At 35.4% G+C, this 26,144-nt stretch carries 19 protein-coding genes; 7 read left to right on the top strand and 12 right to left on the bottom strand.

The features are described from left to right. Positions 1 to 326 precede the first annotated feature (326 nt). A complete protein-coding gene (locus tag K9M53_RS00225; RefSeq protein WP_224019186.1) occupies positions 327 to 3,320 on the top strand; it encodes an Eco57I restriction-modification methylase domain-containing protein in 2,994 nt (997 codons plus the stop codon). 54 nt (positions 3,321 to 3,374) lie between these two features. Here the strand turns inward: K9M53_RS00225 and K9M53_RS00220 are convergent, their stop codons facing one another. After that, complete coding sequence (locus tag K9M53_RS00220; protein ID WP_224016869.1) at positions 3,375 to 4,298, bottom strand: DNA methyltransferase family protein; 924 nt, start codon at positions 4,296 to 4,298, stop codon at positions 3,375 to 3,377. Between the two features lie 54 nt (positions 4,299 to 4,352). Between K9M53_RS00220 and K9M53_RS00215 the strand changes: the two genes are divergently transcribed. Continuing rightward, positions 4,353 to 4,946: a master DNA invertase Mpi family serine-type recombinase gene (locus K9M53_RS00215; protein WP_224016868.1), complete on the top strand. Its 594-nt coding sequence runs from the start codon at positions 4,353 to 4,355 to the stop codon at positions 4,944 to 4,946. A 25-nt stretch (positions 4,947 to 4,971) separates the two neighbouring features. Here K9M53_RS00215 and K9M53_RS00210 read toward each other — a convergent pair whose 3' ends face one another. The 5 genes from K9M53_RS00210 to K9M53_RS00190 form a co-directional block, all read right to left on the bottom strand. Continuing rightward, positions 4,972 to 5,751, bottom strand: coding sequence for a winged helix-turn-helix domain-containing protein (locus K9M53_RS00210; RefSeq protein WP_224016867.1), 780 nt, complete (start codon positions 5,749 to 5,751; stop codon positions 4,972 to 4,974). After that, positions 5,741 to 8,260, bottom strand: a complete 2,520-nt coding sequence (locus K9M53_RS00205) for a UvrD-helicase domain-containing protein (RefSeq protein WP_224016866.1) — start codon at positions 8,258 to 8,260, stop codon at positions 5,741 to 5,743. The genes K9M53_RS00210 and K9M53_RS00205 overlap by 11 nt, the downstream gene beginning before the upstream one ends. Beyond that, the gene (locus tag K9M53_RS00200; RefSeq protein WP_224016865.1) at positions 8,257 to 9,102 is read right to left on the bottom strand and encodes an SPL family radical SAM protein; all 846 of its coding nucleotides are present in this window, start codon (positions 9,100 to 9,102) and stop codon (positions 8,257 to 8,259) included. Before K9M53_RS00200 ends, K9M53_RS00205 begins: the two co-directional genes overlap by 4 nt. A 45-nt stretch (positions 9,103 to 9,147) precedes the next feature. After that, complete coding sequence (locus K9M53_RS00195) at positions 9,148 to 10,491, bottom strand: site-specific integrase (protein WP_224016864.1); 1,344 nt, start codon at positions 10,489 to 10,491, stop codon at positions 9,148 to 9,150. A 678-nt stretch (positions 10,492 to 11,169) separates the two neighbouring features. Further along, a complete protein-coding gene (locus tag K9M53_RS00190; protein ID WP_224016863.1) occupies positions 11,170 to 11,676 on the bottom strand; it encodes a hypothetical protein in 507 nt (168 codons plus the stop codon). 251 nt (positions 11,677 to 11,927) lie between these two features. Between K9M53_RS00190 and K9M53_RS00185 the strand changes: the two genes are divergently transcribed. Beyond that, a complete protein-coding gene (locus K9M53_RS00185; protein ID WP_224016862.1) occupies positions 11,928 to 12,224 on the top strand; it encodes a hypothetical protein in 297 nt (98 codons plus the stop codon). After that, entirely contained in the window at positions 12,203 to 13,054 is an 852-nt protein-coding gene (locus K9M53_RS00180) for a hypothetical protein (RefSeq protein ID WP_224016861.1), read from the top strand. Before K9M53_RS00185 ends, K9M53_RS00180 begins: the two co-directional genes overlap by 22 nt. Positions 13,055 to 13,090: 36 nt before the next feature. Here K9M53_RS00180 and feoB read toward each other — a convergent pair whose 3' ends face one another. After that, complete coding sequence (gene feoB, locus K9M53_RS00175; protein WP_224016860.1) at positions 13,091 to 15,211, bottom strand: ferrous iron transport protein B; 2,121 nt, start codon at positions 15,209 to 15,211, stop codon at positions 13,091 to 13,093. Positions 15,212 to 15,319: 108 nt separating this feature from the next. Here feoB and K9M53_RS00170 point away from each other — a divergent pair, with 108 nt between their 5' ends. Beyond that, the gene (locus K9M53_RS00170; RefSeq protein ID WP_224016859.1) at positions 15,320 to 15,763 is read left to right on the top strand and encodes an IPExxxVDY family protein; all 444 of its coding nucleotides are present in this window, start codon (positions 15,320 to 15,322) and stop codon (positions 15,761 to 15,763) included. A 90-nt stretch (positions 15,764 to 15,853) separates the two neighbouring features. Continuing rightward, positions 15,854 to 16,087 carry a 4a-hydroxytetrahydrobiopterin dehydratase gene (locus K9M53_RS00165; protein ID WP_224016858.1) on the top strand — a complete coding sequence of 78 codons (234 nt, stop codon included), beginning with the start codon at positions 15,854 to 15,856 and terminating at the stop codon, positions 16,085 to 16,087. 53 nt (positions 16,088 to 16,140) lie between these two features. On the opposite strand, the gene K9M53_RS00160 is transcribed toward K9M53_RS00165, so the two are convergent. The 4 genes from K9M53_RS00160 to rho form a co-directional block, all read right to left on the bottom strand. Further along, a complete protein-coding gene (locus tag K9M53_RS00160; RefSeq protein ID WP_224016857.1) occupies positions 16,141 to 17,415 on the bottom strand; it encodes a hypothetical protein in 1,275 nt (424 codons plus the stop codon). Between the two features lie 32 nt (positions 17,416 to 17,447). Continuing rightward, positions 17,448 to 17,648, bottom strand: coding sequence for a helix-turn-helix transcriptional regulator (locus K9M53_RS00155; RefSeq protein WP_224016856.1), 201 nt, complete (start codon positions 17,646 to 17,648; stop codon positions 17,448 to 17,450). Next, positions 17,648 to 18,103, bottom strand: a complete 456-nt coding sequence (locus K9M53_RS00150) for a hypothetical protein (protein WP_224016855.1) — start codon at positions 18,101 to 18,103, stop codon at positions 17,648 to 17,650. The genes K9M53_RS00155 and K9M53_RS00150 overlap by 1 nt, the downstream gene beginning before the upstream one ends. A gap of 168 nt (positions 18,104 to 18,271) precedes the next feature. Continuing rightward, positions 18,272 to 19,876 (bottom strand): transcription termination factor Rho, encoded by a 1,605-nt coding sequence (gene rho, locus K9M53_RS00145; protein ID WP_224016853.1) that lies wholly within the window; start codon positions 19,874 to 19,876, stop codon positions 18,272 to 18,274. Between the two features lie 354 nt (positions 19,877 to 20,230). On the opposite strand from rho, the gene asnS reads away from it, so the two are divergent. Then, positions 20,231 to 21,676 (top strand): asparagine--tRNA ligase, encoded by a 1,446-nt coding sequence (asnS, locus tag K9M53_RS00140; RefSeq protein ID WP_224016852.1) that lies wholly within the window; start codon positions 20,231 to 20,233, stop codon positions 21,674 to 21,676. 619 nt (positions 21,677 to 22,295) lie between these two features. Here asnS and K9M53_RS00135 read toward each other — a convergent pair. Next, positions 22,296 to 26,060, bottom strand: a complete 3,765-nt coding sequence (locus K9M53_RS00135) for a DEAD/DEAH box helicase (RefSeq protein ID WP_224016851.1) — start codon at positions 26,058 to 26,060, stop codon at positions 22,296 to 22,298. Between the last annotated feature and the right edge of the window lie 84 nt (positions 26,061 to 26,144).

Raw genomic sequence — 26,144 nt, 5'->3', positions numbered from 1 at the left:
AGTATGAACTTAACCTTTTTATTAAAGATGTTCTTTACCCTGTGTTTGCCAATAGAATTACTATTTATCAAAATCCGGTAAATGAAACAAGCGAAACAAATGCTACTGAAGCTAAAATAATCAAATCGGTTATCAACTATGGGCATATTGACTTAGATGACGATACTAAAGTAAAATGTTATGAAATAGTTCTAAAACCCGGTATAAGGCTTGAATACAATAAAGTAAGCATTCAGCAATATGTACGAAAATTGCTTACCGCCGGGCAGGCTGTATTGGTAAATTTTTATCAGCCTGATGAAATTAATCTCTGGCGGTTGAGCTTAGTGGCAAGTGATAGTAAAATTGTTGATGAAGAAATACAACAGGTAAAAACAAATGCCAAACGTTATACTTATTTGTTAGGTCCTTCAACAGCAGGTCGCACAATAAGTGAAAGATTTGCAGCATTAGCGGGTGCAAAGGATATTAATTTGGACGATATTATTAAAGCCTTTTCCGTTTCTGTGCTTACCAAAGAGTTTTATACAGAACTTTTTAAATGGTACGAATGGGCTTTATCGGAAGATGTTGGTATTACATTTCCAAAAAACACTACAACTACCGATGATGACCGTGAAAAATTAGGAGAACAAATTATCCGCCTCATCACCCGTCTGCTCTTTGTATGGTTTATTAAACAACAACGGTTAGTGCCTGACTCATTGTTTAATATTGAAGAACTTAAAAGGATATTGAAAAATTTTAATTCCACAAGTAAAACGAATGGTGATTACTACAATGCAATTTTACAAAATCTCTTTTTTGCTACATTGAATAAGGCTGTAAATGAAAGAGGTTTTGCCAAAGAAGAAAATATAAGAGATATTAAAACCTTATATCGCTATACAGAGATGTTTGCCCTTCCCGAAAGCAAAGTACTGGAATTGTTTAAGCCAATCCCCTTTTTAAATGGCGGGCTTTTTGAATGCCTTGATAAAGAAATAGGGACTGATGGAATTAAATATCACTTGGACGGGTTTAGCCGAAGCGATAAGAAATTGGGGAAACATTTTAAATATCGGGCATTTATTCCTAATTGGGTGTTCTTCGACGAAGAAAAGGGGATTATTCCTTTACTACAACGATATAATTTTACAGTGGAGGAAAATAATCCTAATGATTCGCAGGTGGCACTTGACCCTGAACTATTGGGGAATGTGTTTGAAAATCTCTTAGGTGCATATAACCCCGAAACCAAAGAGACGGCAAGAAAGCAATCTGGCTCCTTTTATACTCCAAAAGAGATTGTAGATTTTATGGTAAGCGAAAGCCTGATTACTTATTTACAAAATGATTTTGAACAACACAAAGAAGCAATCCGGCATTTGTTTGAAAGTGAAGATTTGCCAACAGTTTTAAAAGGCGATAAAAAACTTTGCACTGGAATAGCCGACAAATTAAAGCAGGTAAAAATAATAGACCCAGCCTGTGGTTCCGGTGCTTTTCCTATGGGCATCTTAAAGAAAATGGTGGAAGTACTGGAAAAGCTGGAACCGAAAAAAACCATCTACGACCAAAAGCTGCACCTAATAGAAGAATGTATTTATGGTGTGGATATACAAACCATTGCTGCACAAATAAGTAAACTGCGTTTTTTTATATCGCTGATTGTAGAGCAAGGCGAAATGGATATATCAAAACCGAATGAGAATTATGGTGTAATTACACTGCCCAATCTGGAAACAAAATTTGTGGCTGCCAACACGTTGATTGGACTGCATAAAAAACCTGCACAAACTAACTTGTTTGAAGACCCACGGATAGAGATAGTAAAAAAAGAAATTTTAGAAGTGCGTCACCAGCATTTTTATGCTAAAACGGCTAAAGATAAAAGGACTCTTCGTGAAAAAGATACAAAACTCCGTACAGAACTGGTAGTACTCTTAGAAGCCAACCATGAATTTGCCCCGGAAGATGCAAAGCAGGTTGCTAAATGGAATCCTTACGACCAAAATGACAGTTCTCCTTTTTTTGATACGGAGTGGATGTTTGGACTGAAAGACGGGTTTGATATTGTGATTGGAAATCCGCCGTATGTGCAGTTACAAAATGATGGAGGACGATTAGCAAAAATGTATCAGCATTGTGGATTTACCACTTTTGCAAGAACAGGTGATGTTTATTCATTGTTTTATGAGAAGGGCTTCGAGTTGTTAAAACCGAAAGGACATTTGGCTTTCATTACTTCGAATAAATGGATGAGGGCTGGTTATGGAGAAAACACCCGTAAATTCTTTGCCGAGAAAACGAACCCTGTTTTATTGATTGATTTTGCTGGACAAAAAATATTTGAAAGTGCTACCGTAGATGTGAATATTTTAATGTTTGCAAAGGATAAAAATAGACAAAAAACAAAGTCTTGTATCATTAAAGAAAAGCTGTTAAATAATTTGAGCGTTTTTGTTAAACAGCAAGGCTCCGAATGTAACTTTTCTACCGCAGAAAGCTGGACAATTCTTAGTCCGATTGAGCAAAGTATTAAACATAAAATAGAAGCTCTCGGTACTCCTCTCAAAGATTGGGATATCAATATTTATCGTGGTATTTTGACAGGCTACAACGAAGCCTTTATCATAGACGAGAATAAAAAAGAAGAAATATTAGCAAATTGCATAACTCAAATTGAACGTGAAAAAACTGTCGAATTAATACGACCGATTCTTAGAGGTAGGGATATTAAGCGATATTCCTATGATTTTGATAATAAATATTTGATTGCGACTTTTCCCAGCAAGAACCATAATATTGACAACTATCCTGCTGTTAAAAAGTTCTTGGAAGGGTTTATGCCTAAACTCAAACAAACTGGTGAAATGCTTACGGACAAAGAAATAAAACAAGTAATGGCTCACGCTAAAGCAAATGGTATTACTTTGAATGAAAGCGATTTAAAAACTTCCCGAAAAAAGACAAATAATAAGTGGTTCGAAACGCAAGATAGTATAAGCTATTGGGACGATTTTTCTAAGCAGAAAATTGTATGGGCAGAAACTATGCGTATTCATAAGGGCGACTCTAATAATTTCCCCAGATTTGGATTCGAAGAATCTGGAAAATATGTAACAGATAAAACATGTTTCTTCGCAACGGGAAAGCAAATAAAATTTATCATCGGAGTTTTAAATTCTATTGTCGGTAGATACTTACTGTCTCAATATGTTTCTATTTTAGATGATGGTGGGTATCTAATGCAAAAAATATATTTGGAAAAAATACCGATTGCACCATATTCATCTAAACTCAGCAAACGAAAATCGCAAATCTTATTAATGAAGTAAATACTCCAAAATCTGAAAAGATGATTGACGAAACAATTTATCAACTATATAAACTTACCTCTGAAGAGGCTGATTTTTTACGTTCTCTATAAATGTAATTTCATCTTTTTTTAGATTGTATAATTGGTATACAACATTGTCTATCTCGGTTTCTGTTTTATCGTTCCGTTTCTTTTCAATCAATTTTTCAAGTTTAGATGAATATGGTGCAATCGGTATTTTTTCCAAATATATTTTTTGCATTAGATACCCACCATCATCTAAAATAGAAACATATTGAGACAGTAAGTATCTACCGACAATAGAATTTAAAACTCCGATGATAAATTTTATTTGCTTTCCCGTTGCGAAGAAACATGTTTTATCTGTTACATATTTTCCAGATTCTTCGAATCCAAATCTGGGGAAATTATTAGAGTCGCCCTTATGAATACGCATAGTTTCTGCCCATACAATTTTCTGCTTAGAAAAATCGTCCATATAAGCACAGTTCCGTAAATTGTATGGCGTATCGCCTTGGTCTACACGTTTTTCTATGTCTTTCCAAAAGTTATCTAAATGTTTTTTTATAGCAGGATAATCCTTGATATCTATAGGTTTTATACCCTTTTCCTTTATGCCGTTGTGCATATTTATCAGCCACAAATTGGCAAAGTCATAGCCATATCTTTTTATATCCCTGCCACGTAAAATCGGTCGTATAATTTCATCACTTGTGGGGTCTTGTTCAATTAATTCTATTCGTTTTGCTTCATCAATAATGAAAGCTTCATTAAATCCGGTTTTAATTCCATAATTAATTTGAATATCCCAATTCTTCAAAGGTGTACCAATTCGCTCAATTTTCTCTTTTATACGTTGTTCAATGTCTGAAAGTATTACCCAACTGTCGGAATTAAACGAACAAAATTTTCCTTGCTGTCTAACAAAAACGCTGGAATAATTGCTATAAAAAATGCTTAGGATTTCTCTATCCAATTTTGGTTTAAATTAAGCATTTACAAACAATATTAACTTAAACAGAAAAAAATTATGATTTACGGCTACATCCGGGTAAGTACCGACAAACAAACAGTAGAAAACCAACGTTATGAAATAAACCAGTTCTGCGAAAGGCAGGAAATAGTGGTAAACAAATGGCTGGAAGAAACCATTTCAGGGGCAAAAAGTATTGACGACCGAAAACTCGGCAAGCTTCTCCGAAAAATGAAAAAAGGCGACATCCTTATCTGCTCTGAACTTTCACGGCTTGGCAGAAACCTGCTCATGATTATGGGCATTCTCAATGAATGTATGAATCGGGATGTACAGGTTTGGACAATAAAGGACAATTACCGCCTGGGTAGCGATATTAACTCAAAAGTTTTAGCTTTTGCCTTCGGCTTATCAGCCGAAATAGAACGTAATTTAATTTCACAACGCACCAAAGAAGCTTTAGCCCGTAAAAAAGCAGAAGGTGTAATACTTGGTAGACCAAAGGGGCGGAAATCATCCAAAACAAAGCTCACAGGGCAAGAAAAGAAAATTAAAAACCTTTTAGAAAATAAAGTCTCATACAGTGCTATTGGCAGGCTGTTGAAAGTTCATCGCTTAACAGTTACAAACTTTGTAAAAAAAATAGAATAATTAAAAGACTATTTAGTTGAAACAGTTACTTTATTACATCCCAATTGTTTAAGTAGTATTTCATTTCATGATTTCTATTACCTAAATAAATCTTATCATCTCTTATATCAATTTTAACCCGATACTTTTTATATGATTGAACATAAACGATTGCTTTCTCTGCAACTTTCTTTTCCATTTCATGCAATGGTATAATCAAGAATTGTGTTTGAGCTTTTCTTTTTAAGATAAAAACATAAAATGTATTGCCAGCGTAATCTTTTTCAAAAGATATCTTACGAACATCAAAATTATATGTATCGTAAGCATTTGCATTGGCTGTTTTTACCTGGATTGAAAACAATTTATTGTTTTTTGTTGCAATAATATCCATGCCGGAATCAACACTCATAATGCTAGCATTATAACCTCTAAATAATAATTCTGAACAAACGAGATGCTCTCCCGCCTTTCCTGTAAAACCCGTTTCCAAGGTGATTTTTTCTTCTTCTGCTGCTTCCTCCTCCAAAACCTTCTTTTGTCTCTTTGGCTCTAACGCTTTTTTATTAAGATTAAGGGTAAATGTGGATGGTGCAGTTTTAATAAAATCAGAACCCTCACCTTTTTTATTTATGTCAGTAATAAGTTGTGCATTCATACTTGCATCCGGCGTAGCTCCTTCAGTTTCTAGTATTCCTTTATCTAAAGCAAGCTTTGTGATTTCTTTATAATGAAGTGGTTGGCCAGCTTCGGTTAATATTTGAATTGCAGCAGTTCTAAATTTATTCATTTTAGTAATCTTTATTTTTTGAATTTTATACTTCATCAATCTCATCATTATTTTCAACTTCTTCACAAAAGTTTTCAAAACTATCTTTTGTTTCTTTATCCCAAAAGATAATGTTATCGCTATTTAAAAGACCAATGATCTCCCGAAAAATAGATTGAGATCCTCCGTTGCCATTTTTTCCCTCAAATAATGCAATGATTAACAAACAAGATGTACGAGTAAGAATAGTGTAAACAAATTCAAATTTTTCCTTTTTATGCTCAATGCCAGATCGCGTTGACCATATAACGCATTGCTTCTCCAGTCCTTTTAAACGAAGTATCGTGTCAGAATCAATACTTAGTCTCCTACCAAGAAGATTATCTTTCTCTAAAATGCACTTCTTATCAAGATTATAAATTTGATATTGATTAATAATCTGTAAAATTTTCGATGATATATCAGTTTCGTCTTTACCCAAAACTATAATGGGACGAGCTCCGGGCGGAGCTCCCTTGTATGGAGTTAAAACCCGTGCAGCATGGTTACCTTTAAAAGAAACATGGATATGCTCAGATATTTTCTTTATTGCTTCACATATTCTAAAAGGAAGGCGATAAGAGCCGTCTAAATAATTCCAACTGATATCATTCATCTGCCTGTCTCCTCTTATAGCCTCTCTTAATGATTCGATACTGGCACTTTTTCCTAAATGAACAGCTTGTGCTAAATCGCCAGAAATAATCAGATTATTAGGATTATTTAGCAATAAAAAAAACATTTCAAAATCTGCTGTTGTACAATCCTGAAATTCATCAACCACAACATAATCAAATTTTAAAGTAACCTGATTATTTGCAAGGCTGTTTAAAAATAATTGCCGCCTTACAATAAAACTTGGAACTTGATTATTATAAATATGATTTGCATAAAATTCTAAACACTGCCAAACAAGTTCACGTTTTCCCTTATCCAAAGCTGATCCCCTGCCTCTACGAAGGACAGTTAAATAATTCTGTTTTGATCCCTGTATTCCAACTTGCAAACCATAAATAACCCTATAATATTCTTCTTTTAAAAACCCTGTATTAAGTATATTGTCAAATCTATCATCTGATATATTATTTTTCGCTTTAACACTTGCAATAATTCCATTTAAAATTTTATCATGTTGAGCTTCTTCAACAAGCCCCCAATAAGGTATGTTTCCTAAATATTTCGGCAACATATCAAAATGAAGTATTCTTATGTTTTCTCTTAATGAAGTATTTCCTGTAAAAAATATTTTTACTCCGTCTCTATTGCTTTGGATTTCCAATATTTTATTTTTTTCAAGAATGTCTATAAGCCATTCCCTTAGTTGCCCCAACAATTCAATATTAAAGGTGGTAAGTAATATTCTAAGATTAGGATTATATGAAGCGTCTTTAACAATATTTAAAATCCTCTCCGTAATTACAATACTTTTTCCGCACCCTGCTGGACCAATTACAACGGTTGGTTGATTGATATTTTTCGCAGCTTTTTTTTGTTCATCATTCAATTGTACCTTATTTCTTTCCTTTATAGATGAGCTATGAAGCTTTACTTCTGAATTAGTTGGTTTTTGTCCAAATATTTCCGCTTGACGTTTTGTAATGATAGTTCCAACAAAACTGGAATCATCCCATGTAGCATTGTTTTTAATTGAACGCTCTTTGTATTCATTAAGAAATGATTTATATAAATTATATAATTCTGTTCGAAACTGATTTACAGCAGGCAACACACCTTCTAACAGCAGGTTATTATCTTTTACTTTTTTAATGATATATTCTTTAGTATCAAATTCTCTTGATACTTCATCAACAAGTTTCTCTTTTGCAAGAGAAGTTAACAATAAAAATTTTTCAGGATTATAATTGGAAATAATTTCATTAAAACTTTTCAATACCGCTTTTTTATAATCACCTGTTACACTATTATCTGAAATATCAAATAAATAACTTGCGGTAATCCAAGGGTTAGAAATATTAATATTTTGCTGATTATTCCAAGAGTTGATATCGTAAATTATAGCAGAGGAGAAATCCTTACTATACGAATATGCTTCAAGAAAATACTTCCATAGATAGTTTTCGCTAAAGTGTAACATAAAAGGGCTGGTATCTATATTAACGATCCTAAGTTGTGGAAATGGAAGTCCTTCTTGTTTCATTTTATGATATACCATGCCTACTGCCCATTGAACAGCTCCTGTCCCTGCACCTAAATCAAATATTTCAAGGTTTGATAAATTTTTTGCCTCGAATAAATGTGTTACAAAGTGTGTAAGAAAAGTATTTACACGTCTTGCATGATACCATAAAGCGTATACCAAAGGAGTATTTGGACGATCATAACAAAGATCTTTGCCTTCTCGCAAGTTCCATGATTCAATTTGGCATTCGGCAAGATCAAAACCAAATTGCTCAAATCGTCTAAACGCTAATGCATCTTTATGAAATTCTCGACTTGCCTTAGCAATAATACTGTCTAAAATTCCGGTTTGCTTTTTTAACCAGCTTTTTAATTCTATTTCATTCATATTGGTGAAAAGCCATCTTTACCAATCCCAATATCTGGAATATATTTTCGGATTACTTCAAGCACTTCATTATACTTGTCAATAGTCCAATTCATTTCTTTTACCAGCCTCATTGCATTTTCACGTGTACTTGCAACAAATTTTCCTTTATCAGAATGGAATGGTTGAATGATGAACTTTTTGATACCGGTATCTAATAACTTCTTTGCAAAATCTTCCGCATTTTCAACCGGCAACAATGGTGTCATGGTAACACAGGTATTTACTCCCGCTTCATTTACCTCCTGAATTGCTTTCAGCCTGCTTGCATTTGAAGGACATAAAGGCTCAAAAACCTTTCTCACTTTTTCGCTATCTGTGGTAATCGTCATATTCACCTGGATTACCTTAAACCGTTTCAGCAAATCGATATCCCTTGTTACTATAGGGCTTCTTGTTTGAATCACCAGCCGTGGCTGGTGATATATCAATAACTCCTTGATTAAACTTCTCGTTAGCTTTAGTTGTCTTTCAATAGGCTGGTAAGGATCAGTTACGCTACTCATGTAAATTGTCTTGTTAAGCAGCGACTTCTTTCTAAATTTCATCAAAAGTTGCAAGGCATTTTGTTTAACCTGAAGCCAATGACCCCAATTTTTTCTTTGTTCTTCAGAACGGGAAAAAAAAGCGGCATAACAATATGTACATCCAAACGAGCAACCAGAATATGGATTTAAGGTATAATCATACGCACCCATAAAACCTTTAGCTTCGGTTAATATTGAAGCTGCGTTTTTATATAGAACTTCTGTGTTACCTATAGAAGTTCTTTTTTCATCTTCTTGTCCAGAGAATAGGTCCATTAAGCACTAACTTATTAAAATATATACAATTTTTGATAAAATAAATTAAACAACTAACAACTTTGTTTTATTTATTTCCATTTCGAAAAGCTTTGCACCCTCCAATTCATTTATTTTAATATATCTAGTAAATGACCTTTCCGTTTTGTGTCCTGTAATTCGCATGATGACTTGATAAGGCACTCCTTTTAATGCCCAATTTGTAGCAAAAGAACGACGGGCAGTATGATTCGTTATTAAATTATATTTCGGAATTTTTTTAGAAACTCGCAGCCCCATTTCTGTAGAATTGATAATAACTTCTTCACATAATAAAGGAATTTTTTTAGCAATCTCTTTTATGTAATCATTTGTTTTTTGATCAGAAATTGTTTCAGGAAAGTATTGCCCAACAGCCTTATATTTTACAATAATTCGACTAATTCTATCAGTAATGGGGATTGTAACAGTATTCCTTGTTTTAGTCATTTCAATTTTGATATACTTCTTATCACTAATTACAATAACATGATCTTCAGAAAGCCTTTTTAAATCTGAAATCCTCAATCCGGTTTCGCATCCAATTAAAAACAAATCTCTTACTTTATCCAAACGTTGATTATCATTTAAGTCTAATTTTTCTAGCGCATTTATTTCATCATTGTTTAAAGCGATATTTTCAACATTTTCCCGGATTACCTTAAAAGTTTTATTTTTAAAAGCATCATTTTTTGTAAATCCTTTCTCAATTGCACAGTTCATAAAAGTTTTAATATTGGTTAAATGTTTACCAATAGTATTAACTTTTAAATTAAGCTCTTTATCCTCATTTTTATATTTATAGATATTTGATAAATAATGAACAAAATCTTTATGAAAAGAAGTATTTATCTCTTCAAATCTTAATTTCTTATTCGCATACTCAGCATAAGATTGTAATAGTCGAAGAGTTTGTTCATACGTTCTGATGGTTACTTTAGTTACTTGAGTTCCTCTAACTAAATTTATGTGTTTACCCTCCTTTGCATCAGCGATAAAAATTTGCCCAAACTGTAAAATATCAATTGGATCAATAACCTTAATTACATTCTTTCCTCTACGAGTATTTACTAATTCTCTCAGCCTATGAATAGTTGGTTCACTATTAAATTCATTTTTATATGTACGATAACAATGCAGTATATCTGTTTCAATTTTATCAAGCGTGTCATTTAAAGTATTAAATCCGGGAAAGGATTTGGTTTCTTTAGCCCGTTGCGAGTTTTTATTCCAATATTTTACTGGGATTGAAAGCTTCTTTTCATAATAGTACATTTGGAGGCTTGCGAAACAAAAGATTGCTTTAATGGGGCTTATTTCTTTCTTTGGATATTTAAGGACGAAACTCACGCCAGTACTAGTTCTTGCCATATTATTACTTTTGATAAAGATAATAAATTAATCTCTAATTAGGGGCAAGAATAGGGGCAAGGAATTATTTAATTATAGTTAATTTTATTTTCTTTCATTTTATAGAAACTCAGTAAAATCAATACTTTTATAGCAAGGCAAATTAAAATAAATTAAATTGAGGTAAAATGTTGTGGTGCGGCCCACACCACGAAAAAACCTCGACATCATCTGTCGAGGTTTTTTATTTGTTGAAAATTGTATTGATTCTTACTTATGATGCAATTTGCTGGCTGCCTTGTCACCATGCAGCTTGATAATTGTAATCTTAGCAATGTCTGGTCTGTCAAGAATATGCTCTAAAACACACTCACCCCACCTCAAACCCAAACCTATTTAACCTTTTACCTAAACTCACCCACCTTCTTCCTTAAGCTACCTGCCTATATAGGTGAGGTAAGCATTCATAAACAGCATTTATCCCTCTCTTTAAGGTACCCTCTCAATGTAGTTTATCTTATTATACCTACCCTTGGAGGTAGGGGTATCCACTTAGAAAGGAGGGGTAGATATATCAAAGGCAAGGTTAGTTAAGGTTGCCGGTAAGCTGCCCCACTTTAGAGGTAGGTGTTGGTGGCTTTAGTGTATTCAATAAAAAAGGTGGGAATATCCCACCTTTCTATTCTCTTATGCTTGTTATTATTGTTGAGTAGGCGTGTTGCCTTCGTTTGTTCCGTTATCGCCGGAGCCGCCTTGTCCTTTGAAACGTTCTTTCAAGTGATCGTATAAAGTATTAGCACCTTGTACGCCTGCTAATGCTGCACTTTCGGCTAAGCGATATACAGCAAGCGCTGTTGTATAGGCTTCGCTGCCTGCCAACATTTGTGTGTCGCTAAATACTTCTGTTGTTTTTTTGCTTCGTTGTACAAACTCATCTAATTGCGTATACAACGTTAGATCATTGCCCATATCAGCTGCTTTAAGATAAGATGGAAATATTGGAGCGTTACTCTCTAAACCTTGCAGGGCATCTTCCGAAAAGGTTTTATTACTGCTGTTGATCTTGGGAAGAATGGTGCGTTCTTTAACAGAAAGTCCTACTGCAAAAGACATGATACTATCGATCGTATCGAAAGCTGTTCTAAGATCTGCTATTTGTGCAGGCGTAAGCACAATATTTATTCGGTTGCTGTTGGCTGTTGGCATAATTAATTGCTTTTAGTTTTCAAATGTTTTTATCATTGTAAAACTCAGCAAACTGCATCATTAAAAAAATTGCGAGCACTGCTTTAGAGGTATTTTTTGCTATTTGTCCAGTAAAATTTTTTAAAGGTTTAGAGTAGTTATTATATAAGATAATTGTTGATAGAGGTTCTATTTTAAGGCATAATCGAAAAAGGGTGTTTTTCCCCTTTTAAATATTAGGCGTGATGTTTATTTTGGTAAAAATTTACATTATGCCAGTAATAGAAATAGACGAAGTTGTACTGGACTTTATACCAGGCTCAACAGGAATTGTATTCTTTATAACACGGGATGGCGTTAAACGCAAGACTCCGGAACTAGACCCCGTTGTTTTCAGTTCTTTATGTGCAGTACTTGAAAAGCCGTCTGTATTTGATACGGATGCGTATTCATTCCGAAACGTCTCAAGCAACATGCATTCACTTCAAGCAGTTAAGAAAATGAAATTCTCTGATACAGATTTAAAAGAAACTTCAAATTTTGAAACATGGATACTTCCAAAAAAATAATTATAGGTATTCTAATCGTTGTTTGTTTTTCTTCTTGTGTTCAAGACAAATATTTTTATAAATGCAATAAATTAAACACGATAAAAGCCGGCAATAGAGATAATAATGGTCGTCCCAAACCTCCGGATACCTTAGTAACTTTTAAGCCGCCAAAACATTTTCGGGGTAAATTGAAAGAATCTGATGATTACACAATCATTGTTCCTAACAAAGATTCTGATCTTATTCCTTACCGGAATGAATATAGAGATATTCTTAAAAGGCCAACAGATTCTTATAAGATGCTTGATTATAATAGTCAAATCAATTCATTAAAGGATAAATATTTTGTACCTATTGTTATCAAGGATACTGTCGATATTGGAAAGATTGTATACTTTGATAGTAAACCTGTCTTACAAACATTATCCACGCCAATAAAAATAAGGCCTGCTTTAACAGACCCTGCTTTAAAGGATTCTTTTCCTAGCCAAGTCACTACAGACGTTAACCTGGGCATTTCGTTTGGATGGAAGTTTACAGTAAATTTTTATAAACCAAGACCTAATTTATTTGATTCAAAAACGACGGCAATATCTTTAACTCCCGGAATATTTTATGGTATGGCAGCAACTAGCCTTACAGCTGCAAATACACGCAATCCAACAGTTACTATTGAAAGAGATGCTCTTACACATACACTAGGTTTCTTTGCAATGTTTGGGTTTAATAATATTAATATCGGATATACTGTAGGATGGGATTTTGTTACAGGGCCGAACAAATCCTCATGGGTATATCAAGGAAAAATTTGGCATGGAATCGCACTATCTTTAGATCTGATAAAATAAAACGCTTACACTTAAGGTGCTGAATCAGGCATGCAATCATTTAAATACCACATACACCACCCAGCTTAAAACATATGCAAGGCTCGTCATATAAACCAGTTGTATGGCGGGCCATTTCCAGCTACGGGTTTCCCGTTTTACAATAGCAAGCGTGCTCATGCATTGCATAGCCAAAACATAAAATACCAATAAGGATAATCCCGCAGCGAGCGTGTACACTTTGGTTCCATCTTCTCTTGTAGCGGCTTTCATTTTTTGTGTAAGAGTAGTGCTGTTATTATCATCATCGCCGCCCACGCTGTAGAGTGTTGCCATGGTACCCACAAACACTTCACGTGCAGCAAAGGAAGTTATCAATGCAATACCTATTTTCCAATCGTAGCCCAGTGGTTTTATAACAGGCTCTATTGCCTTACCAAGTGAGCCTGCATAAGAGTTTTCGAGCAAAGCGGTTTTGTATTCTTTGTCTAATTCGGCGGCTTGCTGCGGATGCGTTTTAGTGAGTAGCGCATACTGTTGCGTAACCGCAGTCATTTTATTTTTTGGACCATAAGTGCTAAGCACCCATAATAGTAAGCTTATTACCATGATCACCCTACCGGCATCAAACAAAAATATTTTTGCTTTTTCAACCATGGTAAAGCCAACATTTTTCCAGCGGGGGCTGCGATAAACAGGAAGCTCTAAAATGAAAAAGCTCTTTTCCTTTATCTTAATGAACCATTTCATTACATATGCTACTATCAGCGCCATAACGGTACCCAACAGGTAAAGTGCCATCATTACCAATCCCTGCAAGCTTAAAAAGCCAAAATATAATTTAGATGGAATAACGAGTGCGATCAAAATGGTATATACCGGTAAGCGGGCGCTACAGCTCATTAATGGTGTTATCATTATGGTGAGCAGCCGTTCTTTTTTATTTTCAATACTCCTGGCGCTCATGATGGCAGGTACTGCGCAAGCAAAGCCGCTGATCATCGGCATAACACTTTTTCCATTCAATCCAACTTTTCGCATAAGCCTGTCCGTTAGAAAACCTATGCGTGCCATATACCCCGTATCTTCCAATACCGTAATAATACCAAACAAAATCATTATCTGAGGTACAAAAACAATGATACCGCTTAACCCTGCAACTACGCCATTAATAAGTAAATCGCTAAACCAGCCGCCGGGCAAAACATTCGTCAACCAACCGCTCAATTGCCCAAAGCTCCATTCAATAAAATCCATGGGATATTGTGCGATCCAGAAAACACTTTGAAACAATAAAAACAAAACCACTAACAATATGATGTATCCCCAGGTTCTGTGCAGCAAAATATTATCCAGCTTTTCAGTGAACAATGTTTTTTGCAGCGGATCTGTTTCAACAACGGTTTGCTGCATGATGTGTTTAATGCGGTTGTAGCGCATTATTATTTCATCTGCCTGTGTTTTAGTAGGATTGAATTTATTATCAATCTCAATTTGTTCAATTTGATCCTGTAGTGACGTTGCTAGTTCAAAATTTTCATGATTGATCAAATAATGAACAGCGGCATAATTGCTTATATCCGGGATTATTTTCTTTACAGCGGTTACCGGCTGCATTGCCAAAGCATCTATATCAATAAAATCTCTTGGAATTGCATTGTGCAGGTTTTCAGCAGACAGCTCTACTGCTTTTTTTAATTGTGCTATTCCTTTGTTCTTTCTTGGATTTACAGGAATAACGGCAACGCCTAACTCTCTTTCCAGCCCGGCAATATCGATCTGTGTGTCTTTATTTGCCGCAATGTCCATCATGGTCAATGCAATTACCACCGGAATTTTCAGGTCAATTATCTGTGAGCAAAATAAAAGATTACGTTTAAGATTAGAAGCATCTGCCACCAATAAAACCATGTCCGGTTTTATTTCTTCATCCTGCCCAATTAAAACTTTGTACGCCACCCATTCGTCGGCACGTTTTGGGTATAAGCTGTAGGTGCCCGGCAGATCAATGATATTGGCGGTTAAATTCTCAGAAATACGACAAGAGCCGGTTTTTTTATCAACGGTAACGCCCGGAAAGTTGCCTACTTTTTGATTTAACCCTGTTAATGAATTAAAAAGAGAAGACTTTCCGCTGTTGGGATTTCCTACTAATGCTATGTTCAGCCTTTTTGTCAAGGTTGCAAAATTAACGCTAATGAACGGTTTGCGGGTTACGATTTAAGAAAGAGATTTCGAATGCATCTAAACAGCTGAAAATTCGTACAATCAAATAACTTTGTAATTATGGCAACCAGCAAGCTTAAAATAGATAATGAAGCCTTGGCAGAAGAGTTTTTTGAAGGCACTCATTTGCTGGGAATTGTAGCACCTATTAAAGATTACCAGTTTAGCTGGCAGCTGAATCAAATATTAGGATTTAAGTTCAGGCTGAATACGGATATTGAAATACAGCTGGCAAAAAAGCAACGCACCTATTTTTTTTCTATATATGAATATCCGGTTCCGGCTTCATCCCTAAAACATTATTTATATAATAACCAGTTCGACGGCGAATACTTGCTTCCTGAATTCAAGCACCTGGATTTTTTATGGTTATTGTGTGGCGATGAAGTAGGCGAAGAGGAATTAAAAAACCTGGTACAATCTATAAAGTCGTTGCCCGGTGTACAGTTGGTTACTGAAATGACCAACGAGAAAATTAAAAACAAGCAACATTTAATATTTTAAATTGACTGTTACCCATTTTGGAACAAACCTTGCTCTACAAATCCTATCGCAATAGGGAATTTGAAATTTATACTTTTTAATTTTTATTTTATGTGGATAGAAGAAAACAATACGCTCTATAAAAAATTTGAGTTCAAAAATTTTTCGGAAGCATTTGCCTTTATGACAAGGGTTGCTATTGAAGCAGAAAAAATGAATCATCATCCTTTATGGACAAATGTTTGGAACAGGGTGGAGATACAGCTTTCCACGCACGATGAAGGAGATATTGTAACCGATAAAGATAGAGAGCTGGCTAAAAAGATTGATAAGATCCTGGAGTAACGCAGCGACTTTTTATGAGCGGTAATATAGATGATATCTATATCAGCATTCTATCATTCCCGCTTTCTTCGTAACACAATGGCAGCATTATTTTCCAGGTCGGCGCTAAAATAAACTTCATAACGGGCTTTGCCATCTTTAATAACCAACAGGCCTGTATTAGGTGGAATAGTTCCTAAGCTTTCTGCGTATAAAACCAATAACAAGGAATCAGGAATATCTTTAGTATAAATAGTTTTTGAAGTGCCTTTTTCTGTCAATCCTTCTTTAGAAAAAATTAAATTCCCGTTCATTAAAATACTTACCGTATCGCCATCAACCACCCCGTTATCGTATAAGGTAAACAGTAAGCTGTCGGTATTGTATTCAATGGTTCTAATAGTAGCTGTTTTTCTTTTGTTGGCATTTGCTGCCGCAATAACAGGTTTTTCAGGAACATCTTTTTTAGCAACAATCGGTTGCTCTGTTTTTTCTTTTATTTTTTCTTTTTGTACAACAGACTTGTCTTCTTTTTTATTTTTCTTAACCGGTTCAACAAGGGCTACAATCGATGAATCTTTTTGCTCAACATTTTTTTTAGCTTCTGATTTTTTTTCTTTCTTGTTGGGTTTAGCAATAGCTATCGTTGATGAGTCTTCCTGTACAACAATTGGCTTGATTTCCGGCTTCTTTTCTTTCTTATTAGGCTTTGCAATAGCTATGGTTGTTGAGTCTTTACGTATAGCAGCATCTGTTTTGGCGGATGTGTTGATTGTTGGTTTGGGTGAATTGTTTACTGCCAGTTCATTCTTTTGTTCTTCTGATAAAAAGGAAAGATCATTCGATAGTTTCATTTCTGCCAACTTTTTCAAGATCGGTTGTTCTTTCCAGTCATAATTTTTTCTCTTTACTTCAACGCTTCCGGTTACGGGATGATACTCCTTTGTCCAGTTCGTTTTCCATTTACCGCTTAATATCAATACAGAATCCTTAACCTCTAGTGTAAGTATCATTAACTTCTTTACTCTTTTTGATGGCGCAACAGAATAATTATCAGAGATAAGATTCATATCTTCTACAATTATCTTATCATCCTTGATTTTTATTTTAACGTCTTTTAATCCATATTCCGTGCTGCTGTCTGTTTTAAATACCGCATAAGAATACCCGCTAAATTTTCCTTTCTCTTCGCTGATGGCCAAGTCGTAAGGAATATATTTTTGAGTGGTATCGTCATACAATTCACCTTTCCAAAGTCCACTAAGATCTGGTAGCTGCTGCGCAAATAATTTTATTGGAAGAATAAATAATAAAATGAGAATGGACTTATAGCAGCAGTGTTTTTTCATGCAATAAAAATAAATGTTTTCTCACAGAGAGATCAATCTGATTTTTCCAATTCAAATAAAGCTTCTACTTTTTTTCCTAAAGCAGTAGCCAGTTTCAAAGACAATAATACAGAAGGAATATAACGTCCTGTTTCAATTGAGATGATTGTTTGCCTGGACACATTTACCATTTCCGCTAATTGAACCTGGGTAAGCTCTTTGTTAATTCTTTCTTCTCTTAAATAATTTTTCATCACTTGATCTTGATATGCAGGATGTAATTGAAACGAGCTATAAAACAAAGCCAAAAGAGAAATATTACACTGATAAAGAAAAACATTAAACCTCCTTCGTTCGGTTCCTTAAAAAAGATCATTAACAGTAACCCAATAATTATAAATATTATTTGAGCTAATGCAGCAAACTGAAAGCTGTCCAATCTTGTTCGTTGCACCATTTCATCTTCAATTTTTTCCCTGGAAAATGTTACAAAATAAATTCCTGCAAGAAAAGAAATAAATGAGATGGTTGCTATGATCACGTTAGCAAGATGGTATGGCGAGCTATTGGAAGTTTCCGGCTTTTCTCCAAAAACAATCATTAGCACCCGGGTAATTAAACCCAATTGCATACATATCCAAAGGATAAATCCTATTGGAGCAATTATAGCCCCTGTTTTCTTAAATCGATGTGGCAGTAATAATTTCATGGCTGTGATATTTGTTATTCAACAAATGTAAAGTATACTTTACACAACTTCAAGTTAATTTTTTAGCCACCCAAGGAGCTTTCCGGAGTAATTTTAAGCTGAGAGTATTTTTTATGGCATAAAAAAAGCCGTTATCATGTAACGGCTTTATAAAAAATTTATTGAATGTTATCCATTCATACTTGTAAGAAACTCCAGGTTATCTTTTGTACCCTTCATATTCTTAAGCAAAGTAGAAATTGCTTCTTCCTGATTCATATCTGCCATGTGTTTGCGCAGGATCCACATACGTTGAAAAACATCTTTGTCTAATAACAGATCATCTCTACGTGTGCTTGATGCTACAATATCAATAGCAGGGAAAATGCGTTTGTTTGATAATCTTCTATCCAGCTGCAACTCCATGTTGCCGGTACCTTTAAATTCTTCAAAAATAACTTCGTCCATTTTGCTACCGGTATCCACCAATGCTGTTGCCAATATTGTTAAAGAGCCGCCATTTTCAATTTTACGTGCTGCACCAAAAAACTGTTTAGGCTTTTGCATTGCATTCGCTTCCACACCACCCGATAAAACCTTACCGGACGAAGGAGCAACGGTATTATGTGCTCTTGCCAAACGTGTAATACTGTCTAACAGTATTACCACGTCATGACCACACTCTACTAAACGTTTGGCTTTTTGTAATGCAATAGTGCTAACCTTCACGTGCTTTTCAGCAGGCTCATCGAATGTGGATGCGATCACTTCTGCTTTTACGCTACGTTCCATATCTGTTACCTCTTCCGGACGTTCATCTACCAACACGATCATTAAATAACATTCCGGATGATTTTCTGCAATAGCATTTGCCACTTCTTTCAGCAACATGGTTTTACCTGTTTTAGGTTGCGCTACAATCAATCCACGCTGGCCTTTACCAATTGGCGTAAACAGGTCCATTATACGAGTGCTGTAATTATCAGACTTGATACTAAGATTTAATTTTTCAAATGGAAATAACGGTGTTAAATAATCAAAAGGCACACGGTCTCTTACTTCTTCCGGCGATTTACCGTTGATGGTTTCTACTTTTAATAAAGCAAAATATTTTTCACCTTCTTTAGGTGGACGAACAGAGCCATATACAGTATCACCGGTTTTTAGCCCGAATAATTTTATCTGGCTTGGCGAAACATAAATATCATCGGGTGATGAAAGATAATTATAATCGCTGCTTCTTAAAAAGCCATAGCCATCAGGCATCATTTCCAAAACACCTTCGCCCAGTATAACACCATCAAATTCTATATTGAATAAGTTAGGGTCTCTATCACGACGGTTGTTTTGATATTTTTGAGGATAGCTTGGTAATTCAGGCTCAACAAAAGCTTCCGGCTGTTGAGAGTCTTCTTCATGCAATAAAGAAGCAATGGCTGCAGGCACTGTAGTTTCTTCTTCCGTAAGGGGATGAAGATCTTCTTCCTCAGCCTCTTCCTTTTTAGTTGATTTTTTCCGTTCTGCCACTGGTTCTTGTTTCCTCGCAGGCTTTGCTTTTTCCTGCATCACTTCCGCATCTTCGGTGCTGTTCGCTGTGGTAGCTTTTACAATACGCTTGCGTTTTGGCTTAGCGTCTTCATTTTTGTTTTCTGCGTTCATAGTCGCTTGTTTATCCAGGATCTTATAAACAAGGTCCTGTTTGTCTAATTTTTTGTAGTTGGGTATGCTTAGTTGTTCTGCTATGTCTTGCAACTCAGGAACGAGCAAGTCGTTCAGTTGTAATATATCGTACATAAAAAATTGAAAAGATTTATTCTTTAACCGCTCTTAAACTCTTGAAAATTGAATGAGAATTTATATTGATTGGATTGGATATTCTGATGAAGTAAACGATTGGAAAGACCTTATCAGTTGATATTCCGCCACAATATTACGGGCTTTTTCCGAAAAATGCAATTTTTTTGTTGATAAGCATTGGGGGGCTTGATCGGACGACATTGGTACAGTTTATCCTCAAAAAGAAAGGATTTGTTCAAATAATAATCGCTACTGAGCGAAAAATGCAACAATAATATCAATTAAAAATCAGCGAAGCCAAGCAAATCGGTAAAGTCTGTAGTTTATCTTTGCTGCCCTTAATTAAATGGTATGTTTAACAAAAGAGTAAAAATTAAAGAGCTATTGGCAACAGATAAAGCCAATTATGAGGCAACAGTAATGGGATGGGTGCGCACTTTCCGAAATAACCAGTTTGTAGCGTTGAATGATGGAAGCACCAATGCCAACTTACAGATTGTAGCAGAATTGGGGAAATTTGATGATGCTCTTTTGAAAAGATTGACTACAGGCGCTTGTATAAAAGCAACCGGTGAAATAATTCCATCGCTTGGCAAAGGACAAAAAATAGAATTAAAGGCAAGCGCAATTGAGATACTGGGAGATTGCGATGCAGAAAAGTACCCGCTGCAATTAAAGAATCGCCCGAGCTTAGAATACCTGAGAGATATTGCACACCTTCGTTTTCGTACCAATACATTTGGTGCTGTGTTTCGTGTGCGGCACACATTGGCATATGCCATTCATAAGTTTTTTAACGATAAAGGCTTTGTGTACCTGCACACGCCGATCGTTACTGCAAGTGATGCAGAAGGCGCCGGTGAAATGTTCAGAGTAACTACATTGCCTGTTGATGGCAGCGCTCCAAAAAACGATGATGGCTCTGTAAATTTTAAAGAAGATTTTTTTGGTCGAAGTACAAACCTTACCGTTAGTGGGCAATTAGAAGGAGAACTGGCGGCAATGGCATACAGCGATGTTTATACATTTGGACCAACTTTTCGTGCAGAGAACAGCAATACTACCAGACACTTAGCTGAGTTCTGGATGATTGAGCCGGAAGTTGCTTTTAATGATCTGGAAGATAACATGAACCTTGCGGAAGAATTCATTAAATACATTATCCGTTATGCAATGGATAATAACAAAGAAGACCTGGAGTTTTTAGCGCAACGTTTGGAAGAAGAAGAAAAGCAAAAGCCACAAAACGAACGCAGTGAATTAGGCTTGATCGAAAAATTAAAATTTGTAGTTGATAATGATTTTGAACGATTGACCTATACAGAAGCAATTGAAATTTTAAAAGAAAGCAATCACAACAAGAAAAAGAAATTTCAATACATTGTAGATAAATGGGGAGTTGATCTGCAAAGTGAGCATGAACGTTATTTAGTAGAAAAACATTTTAAAAAACCGGTAATACTCACTAATTATCCCAAAGAGATAAAAGCGTTTTACATGCGTCAGAATGATGATGGTAAAACCGTGGCAGCAATGGATATATTAGCGCCGGGCATTGGTGAAATTGTTGGTGGTTCGCAAAGAGAGGAAAGATTAGATCTGTTATTACAGCGGATGGAAGAAATGCATATTCCTGCAGAAGAGCTTTGGTGGTACTTGGATACAAGAAAGTTTGGTGCTTGTCCGCACGCAGGGTTTGGATTGGGTTTTGAGCGTATGGTACAGTTTGTGACCGGTATGGGAAATATAAGAGATGTAATTCCTTTTCCGCGTTATCCGAAGAGTGCAGAATTTTAATAATTAAAAAAGAGTGTTTATAAAGAGAGGCTATGAAAGCCTCTCTTTTTGTTAGAAGAAGTTATATACAGCTATAGAAAGTTATCTTTTTTATCAAAAATACACCATATACACAATAAAGCTTATTTGTTTCCGTTGAAGTAGATGTAAAATCCAATATACGAGTATGAAAACCTTGAAAAACATTTCGCACCCCATTGTACAGGAAATTAGAAACTTTTTTAATCGCTTGTTACATACCTCAGACGGATATACTGTTAAATATTATAGTAAGAAAAATAAAAGGTTCCGTCAACACTGGCACGAACCTTTAGTAAAATAAGTTACTAACCCTCAGAATAAACAAAACCTCCGGCTAAAACCGGAGGTTTATTGACAAATTCGATGGGTAATTGCGGAAATTACTGATTTAAAAAATTAGAAAAAATGCTATTGATAATAAAACCCAATATCTTTTATTTTACATTCTAAAATCGAAAAATCTATGGAAAACCAAAGCCCAAAAACCGCTACCTATTTTAATGGATTGCTCAAATTCATTGCTGAATCTTTCCAAAATCTTTTTGTATCTGAATCTGCAAAAGATTTCAAACGTTGGAAAAATTTTATTGCGTCTTAATTAACTAAATAAATATTCCACATCTGCTTTTGTAAGCGACTTAACAAAGCCTGCATCATCGGCTATAAGATCCTTAGCCAATGCTCGCTTACGTTCTTGTAATTGAAGAATTTTGTCTTCAATCGTATCAATGCATATCATCCGGTAAGCAAAAATGTTTTTCGTTTGCCCGATACGGTGCGTACGATCTATGGCTTGTTGCTCAACAGCAGGATTCCACCAGGGATCAACAATGTAAACATAATCTGCAGCAGTAAGGTTAAGACCGACACCACCGGCTTTTAATGAAATCAGGAATACTCTGCATTCATCGTTGCCCTGGAAATTCTCAATAGCTTTTTGACGTTCATTCGTTGTTGAACTTCCATCAAAATATTCGAAAGGAATATTCTGTTCCTTTAATTTTTCTTTTATTAATGCTAACATTCCTAAAAACTGGGAGAACACTAACGCCTTGTGCTCACCAATATTTTCAGCGATCTCTCTTGCCAGCTCTTCCAGCTTAATAGAATGGTTGGGATATTTTTCTTCTTCATTTAAAATAGCCGGGCTGTCACATATCTGGCGCAACTTCATTAAGCCTTGTAAAATGGTCAGCTGAGATTTATCGATACCTTGTTCATCAATAACACCCATGATCTTATCACGATAGCTGTTACGATACGCATCATAAATTTTGCGTTGTTCTGTTTCCATTTCGCAGAACAAAATTGTTTCTGTTTTTTCCGGCAGATCTTTTGCAACCTGCTCTTTAGTGCGGCGCAAGATGAATGGATATAATAGTTTACGCAGATGTTCTTTTTGTTCCTGTTCACCGAATTTATCTATCGGCGTTGCAAATTCATTTCTGAAAAATTCCATGCTGCCCAATAAACCCGGGTTCAAAAAATTCATTTGCGCAAAAATATCAAACGTATTGTTTTGCAACGGTGTACCGCTCATGCACAAACGATTTTTTGCCGTTAATAAACAAGCGGCTTTTGTAACTTTTGAAGATGGATTTTTTATTGCCTGGCTTTCATCCAGCACTACATAATCGTACATGATACGCATCAATACGGTAGCGTCGCTCCTTAATGTTCCGTAGGTAGTTACTATTACATTATACTTCTGCAATTCCTCTATATCCCTGGTACGCAAACCTCCATGATGTATGCGCCAGGTCAATTGCGGTGTGAACTTTTTTATTTCATTTTCCCAGTTGTAGATAAGTGTTGTAGGACAAACTACAATTGCTTTTAAGGAACCCTCTTTGTTTTTATAATGTTGCAGCATCGTTAATGCCTGCACGGTTTTACCCAACCCCATATCATCTGCCAAAATACCTCCCCAGCCAACATCATTCAAATAATTCAGCCAATGATACCCTGAAACCTGGTAAGGCCGTAATATAGATTGTAATTCAGCTGGTGTATCAATTTCGGGAATATGCTTAAACTCTCTTAGGCGTTCAAATTTTTCATCCAGGGCAAAGCTTAATTCTTCTGCATTTCTTGTTTCATACAATTCATCAATCACACTCATGTGATATTTTGATAAACGCAGTTGATTGTTTTTACCATCGCCAACTTTAAATAGCAGGGAGTATTTTTTTAGCCATTCTTCCGGCAGTATTCCTAATGTTCCGTCGCCTAATTGAACAAAAGAACGTTTGTCTGCCAATGCTTTTTTAATATCGTTTATACCTACCCGTTGTCCTTCAAAATCAATTTCCACCTTTGCATCAAACCAGTCTAACCCACTGCTTACATGAATATGTGTGGATGGGCGTGCGGTATTGAAGCGGAAGTTCTTTAATGCCTCAAAACCATACACCGGTATTTTACTGTCCTTCATTGCATCGATGAAAAGGAAGAACCAATTGTTACGCAACACTTCTGTTCCCTTTAATACAAATCCGCTACCATCCTGTGTTTTAGAAAATTGAGAATGCAAAGAAGACAGCTTATCTACAAACCGTTGTTCTGCTTCTTTATTGCGATGAATGATTAGAATCTTATCTCCTTCCGGAATGGTTACCGTGTCTTTATCATTAGGTTTTGTTTGATACCCTTTGTAATTATATACAGGTTGAAAAACCAGATAATCGCCTTTTTCCTGTAGCAACAAGCTTACTTCCGGTTCGCCGCTTTTTACTTCTTTTATTAATGACTTATCAAACTCAACTTCGTATTCTTTTGTCAAAGGCATGATAAGCTTTTGCATTTGCTCTGTCCAATTCTCTTTATCAAGCTTAATGCTGCCTTTTTTCAAAAATTTTTCTACCTGTAAAACATCTTCGGGTTTTTTCCATAAATAAAAAACATGATTGTATAAAAACAATAAGCCATTGTCATGTTCATTATCTATAATAGAATGGGAAGCGCCATTGGCATTTACCTTACACTGCAATTCAAAATGACTGTTCTTAGCTTCTATTTTAAATTGAGGTACAATAAAATTATTGCCGAGTGAAACTTCGGCAAGATTTTCCGTTTTAAATGCTTTTTTTACCGGCAGGTAATAAACAAAAGAACCTGCTGATTGCTCTTCAAATATTTTTTTAAGTTTAGGTTGAAGGTACTCTACGATCAACGCTTTTGTTTCTTCCGGTAATTCATCATTTTCGTTATGGATGATATTTTCCCAAATGCCACTAAATGGAGAATTGCGATTGATGTATTTATTTATTTCGGAAGATTGCAGCTTTCTTATTTGCTGCAATAACATTTTATCTTCTTCACTAAAAAAATCAGTATTTACATATTTTGTCAGGTCGAGCTTTTCCGGCTTGCTGACAAATTTCCTATTCTCTTCATCTGCTTCGCCTTGTATAGCATCTACAATAAAATAAGGGTAAGTGGTGCTGTTGAAATTAAATACGATGCCCAGCTTTTTTATAGCGGGCGCTGTAACAACAGCGGTTTCGGTTACAACTTCAGCAGCCTGCTGCTGTTCCCGCATGTAATGCGGCTTGTCGGGCACAGCCACCGGTGCCACTCTTTTTATAGAAGTGTCTAATACCTTTAAAAAGGGCTTTCCTTCTTTATAAATGAATTCAAATTTTCCGTTAAGATCATCTTCTAAGCTATAGCCATATATCTGTAAGAGTTTATTCTTTTCTTTATCCCAATTGCGAATACTATCAAAGTAGTTTGCTCCATAGGCATTTAACAGTTGTAAAAACAAAGCCGTTTTATGTTCGCAAAGTGGATGCTCATTTTCTAAACAATTACAAGATGTATCAAAATTTCTTTCATCATTTTTCTGAATTACCAATGAAAATAATTGTCCGTTATAATCCAGCTCTGCCTCCACTGTTTCATTAGCCGCTTTGTTAATAACAGCTTTTGTGGTGCGTAATATATTTTCAGCAGTTTCGTAAATGGCGGGGGAAGCCAGCAGGCGGATCACTTTCAGATCAATAAACTTCATCTTAGCCACCGTGTGGCGTTGATTGTATTGAATACTATTACCACTCAGCATGTTTTTATCGATCAATTCCTGCAACAAAAACAATGCTGCTGCTTCATGGCGGCAAATATCTCCTATATTATAAGGACAGCTGCAACGCAAAGTCATCGACTTTGGATCGTCGTATTTCTGAATATTTACTTTGTAATAAGTATTGTAAATATCATCCTTTACCCGCAGTGTTACAGAATTCATTAACTCATCGTGCTCGATCATTTCAACAAGTCCTGTAGAGTGGATCTTTTTGCCGCGTCGTATAACTTCATCGGTGCCGGTATTGTAAACGTACTTGATAAGATGTGATAACGCCAAGGTAATTTATTTATGGTTAAGGAGCGGCCATTCACAAAAGGCCAATTTGCAAAAGTAAAGGAAAATACTTGAGGAAAAGATGCG

It is taken from the genome of Ferruginibacter albus (genome assembly GCF_020042285.1).
GTDB lineage: Bacteria > Bacteroidota > Bacteroidia > Chitinophagales > Chitinophagaceae > Ferruginibacter > Ferruginibacter albus.
This window is presented reverse-complemented; position numbering and strand designations above follow the sequence as displayed.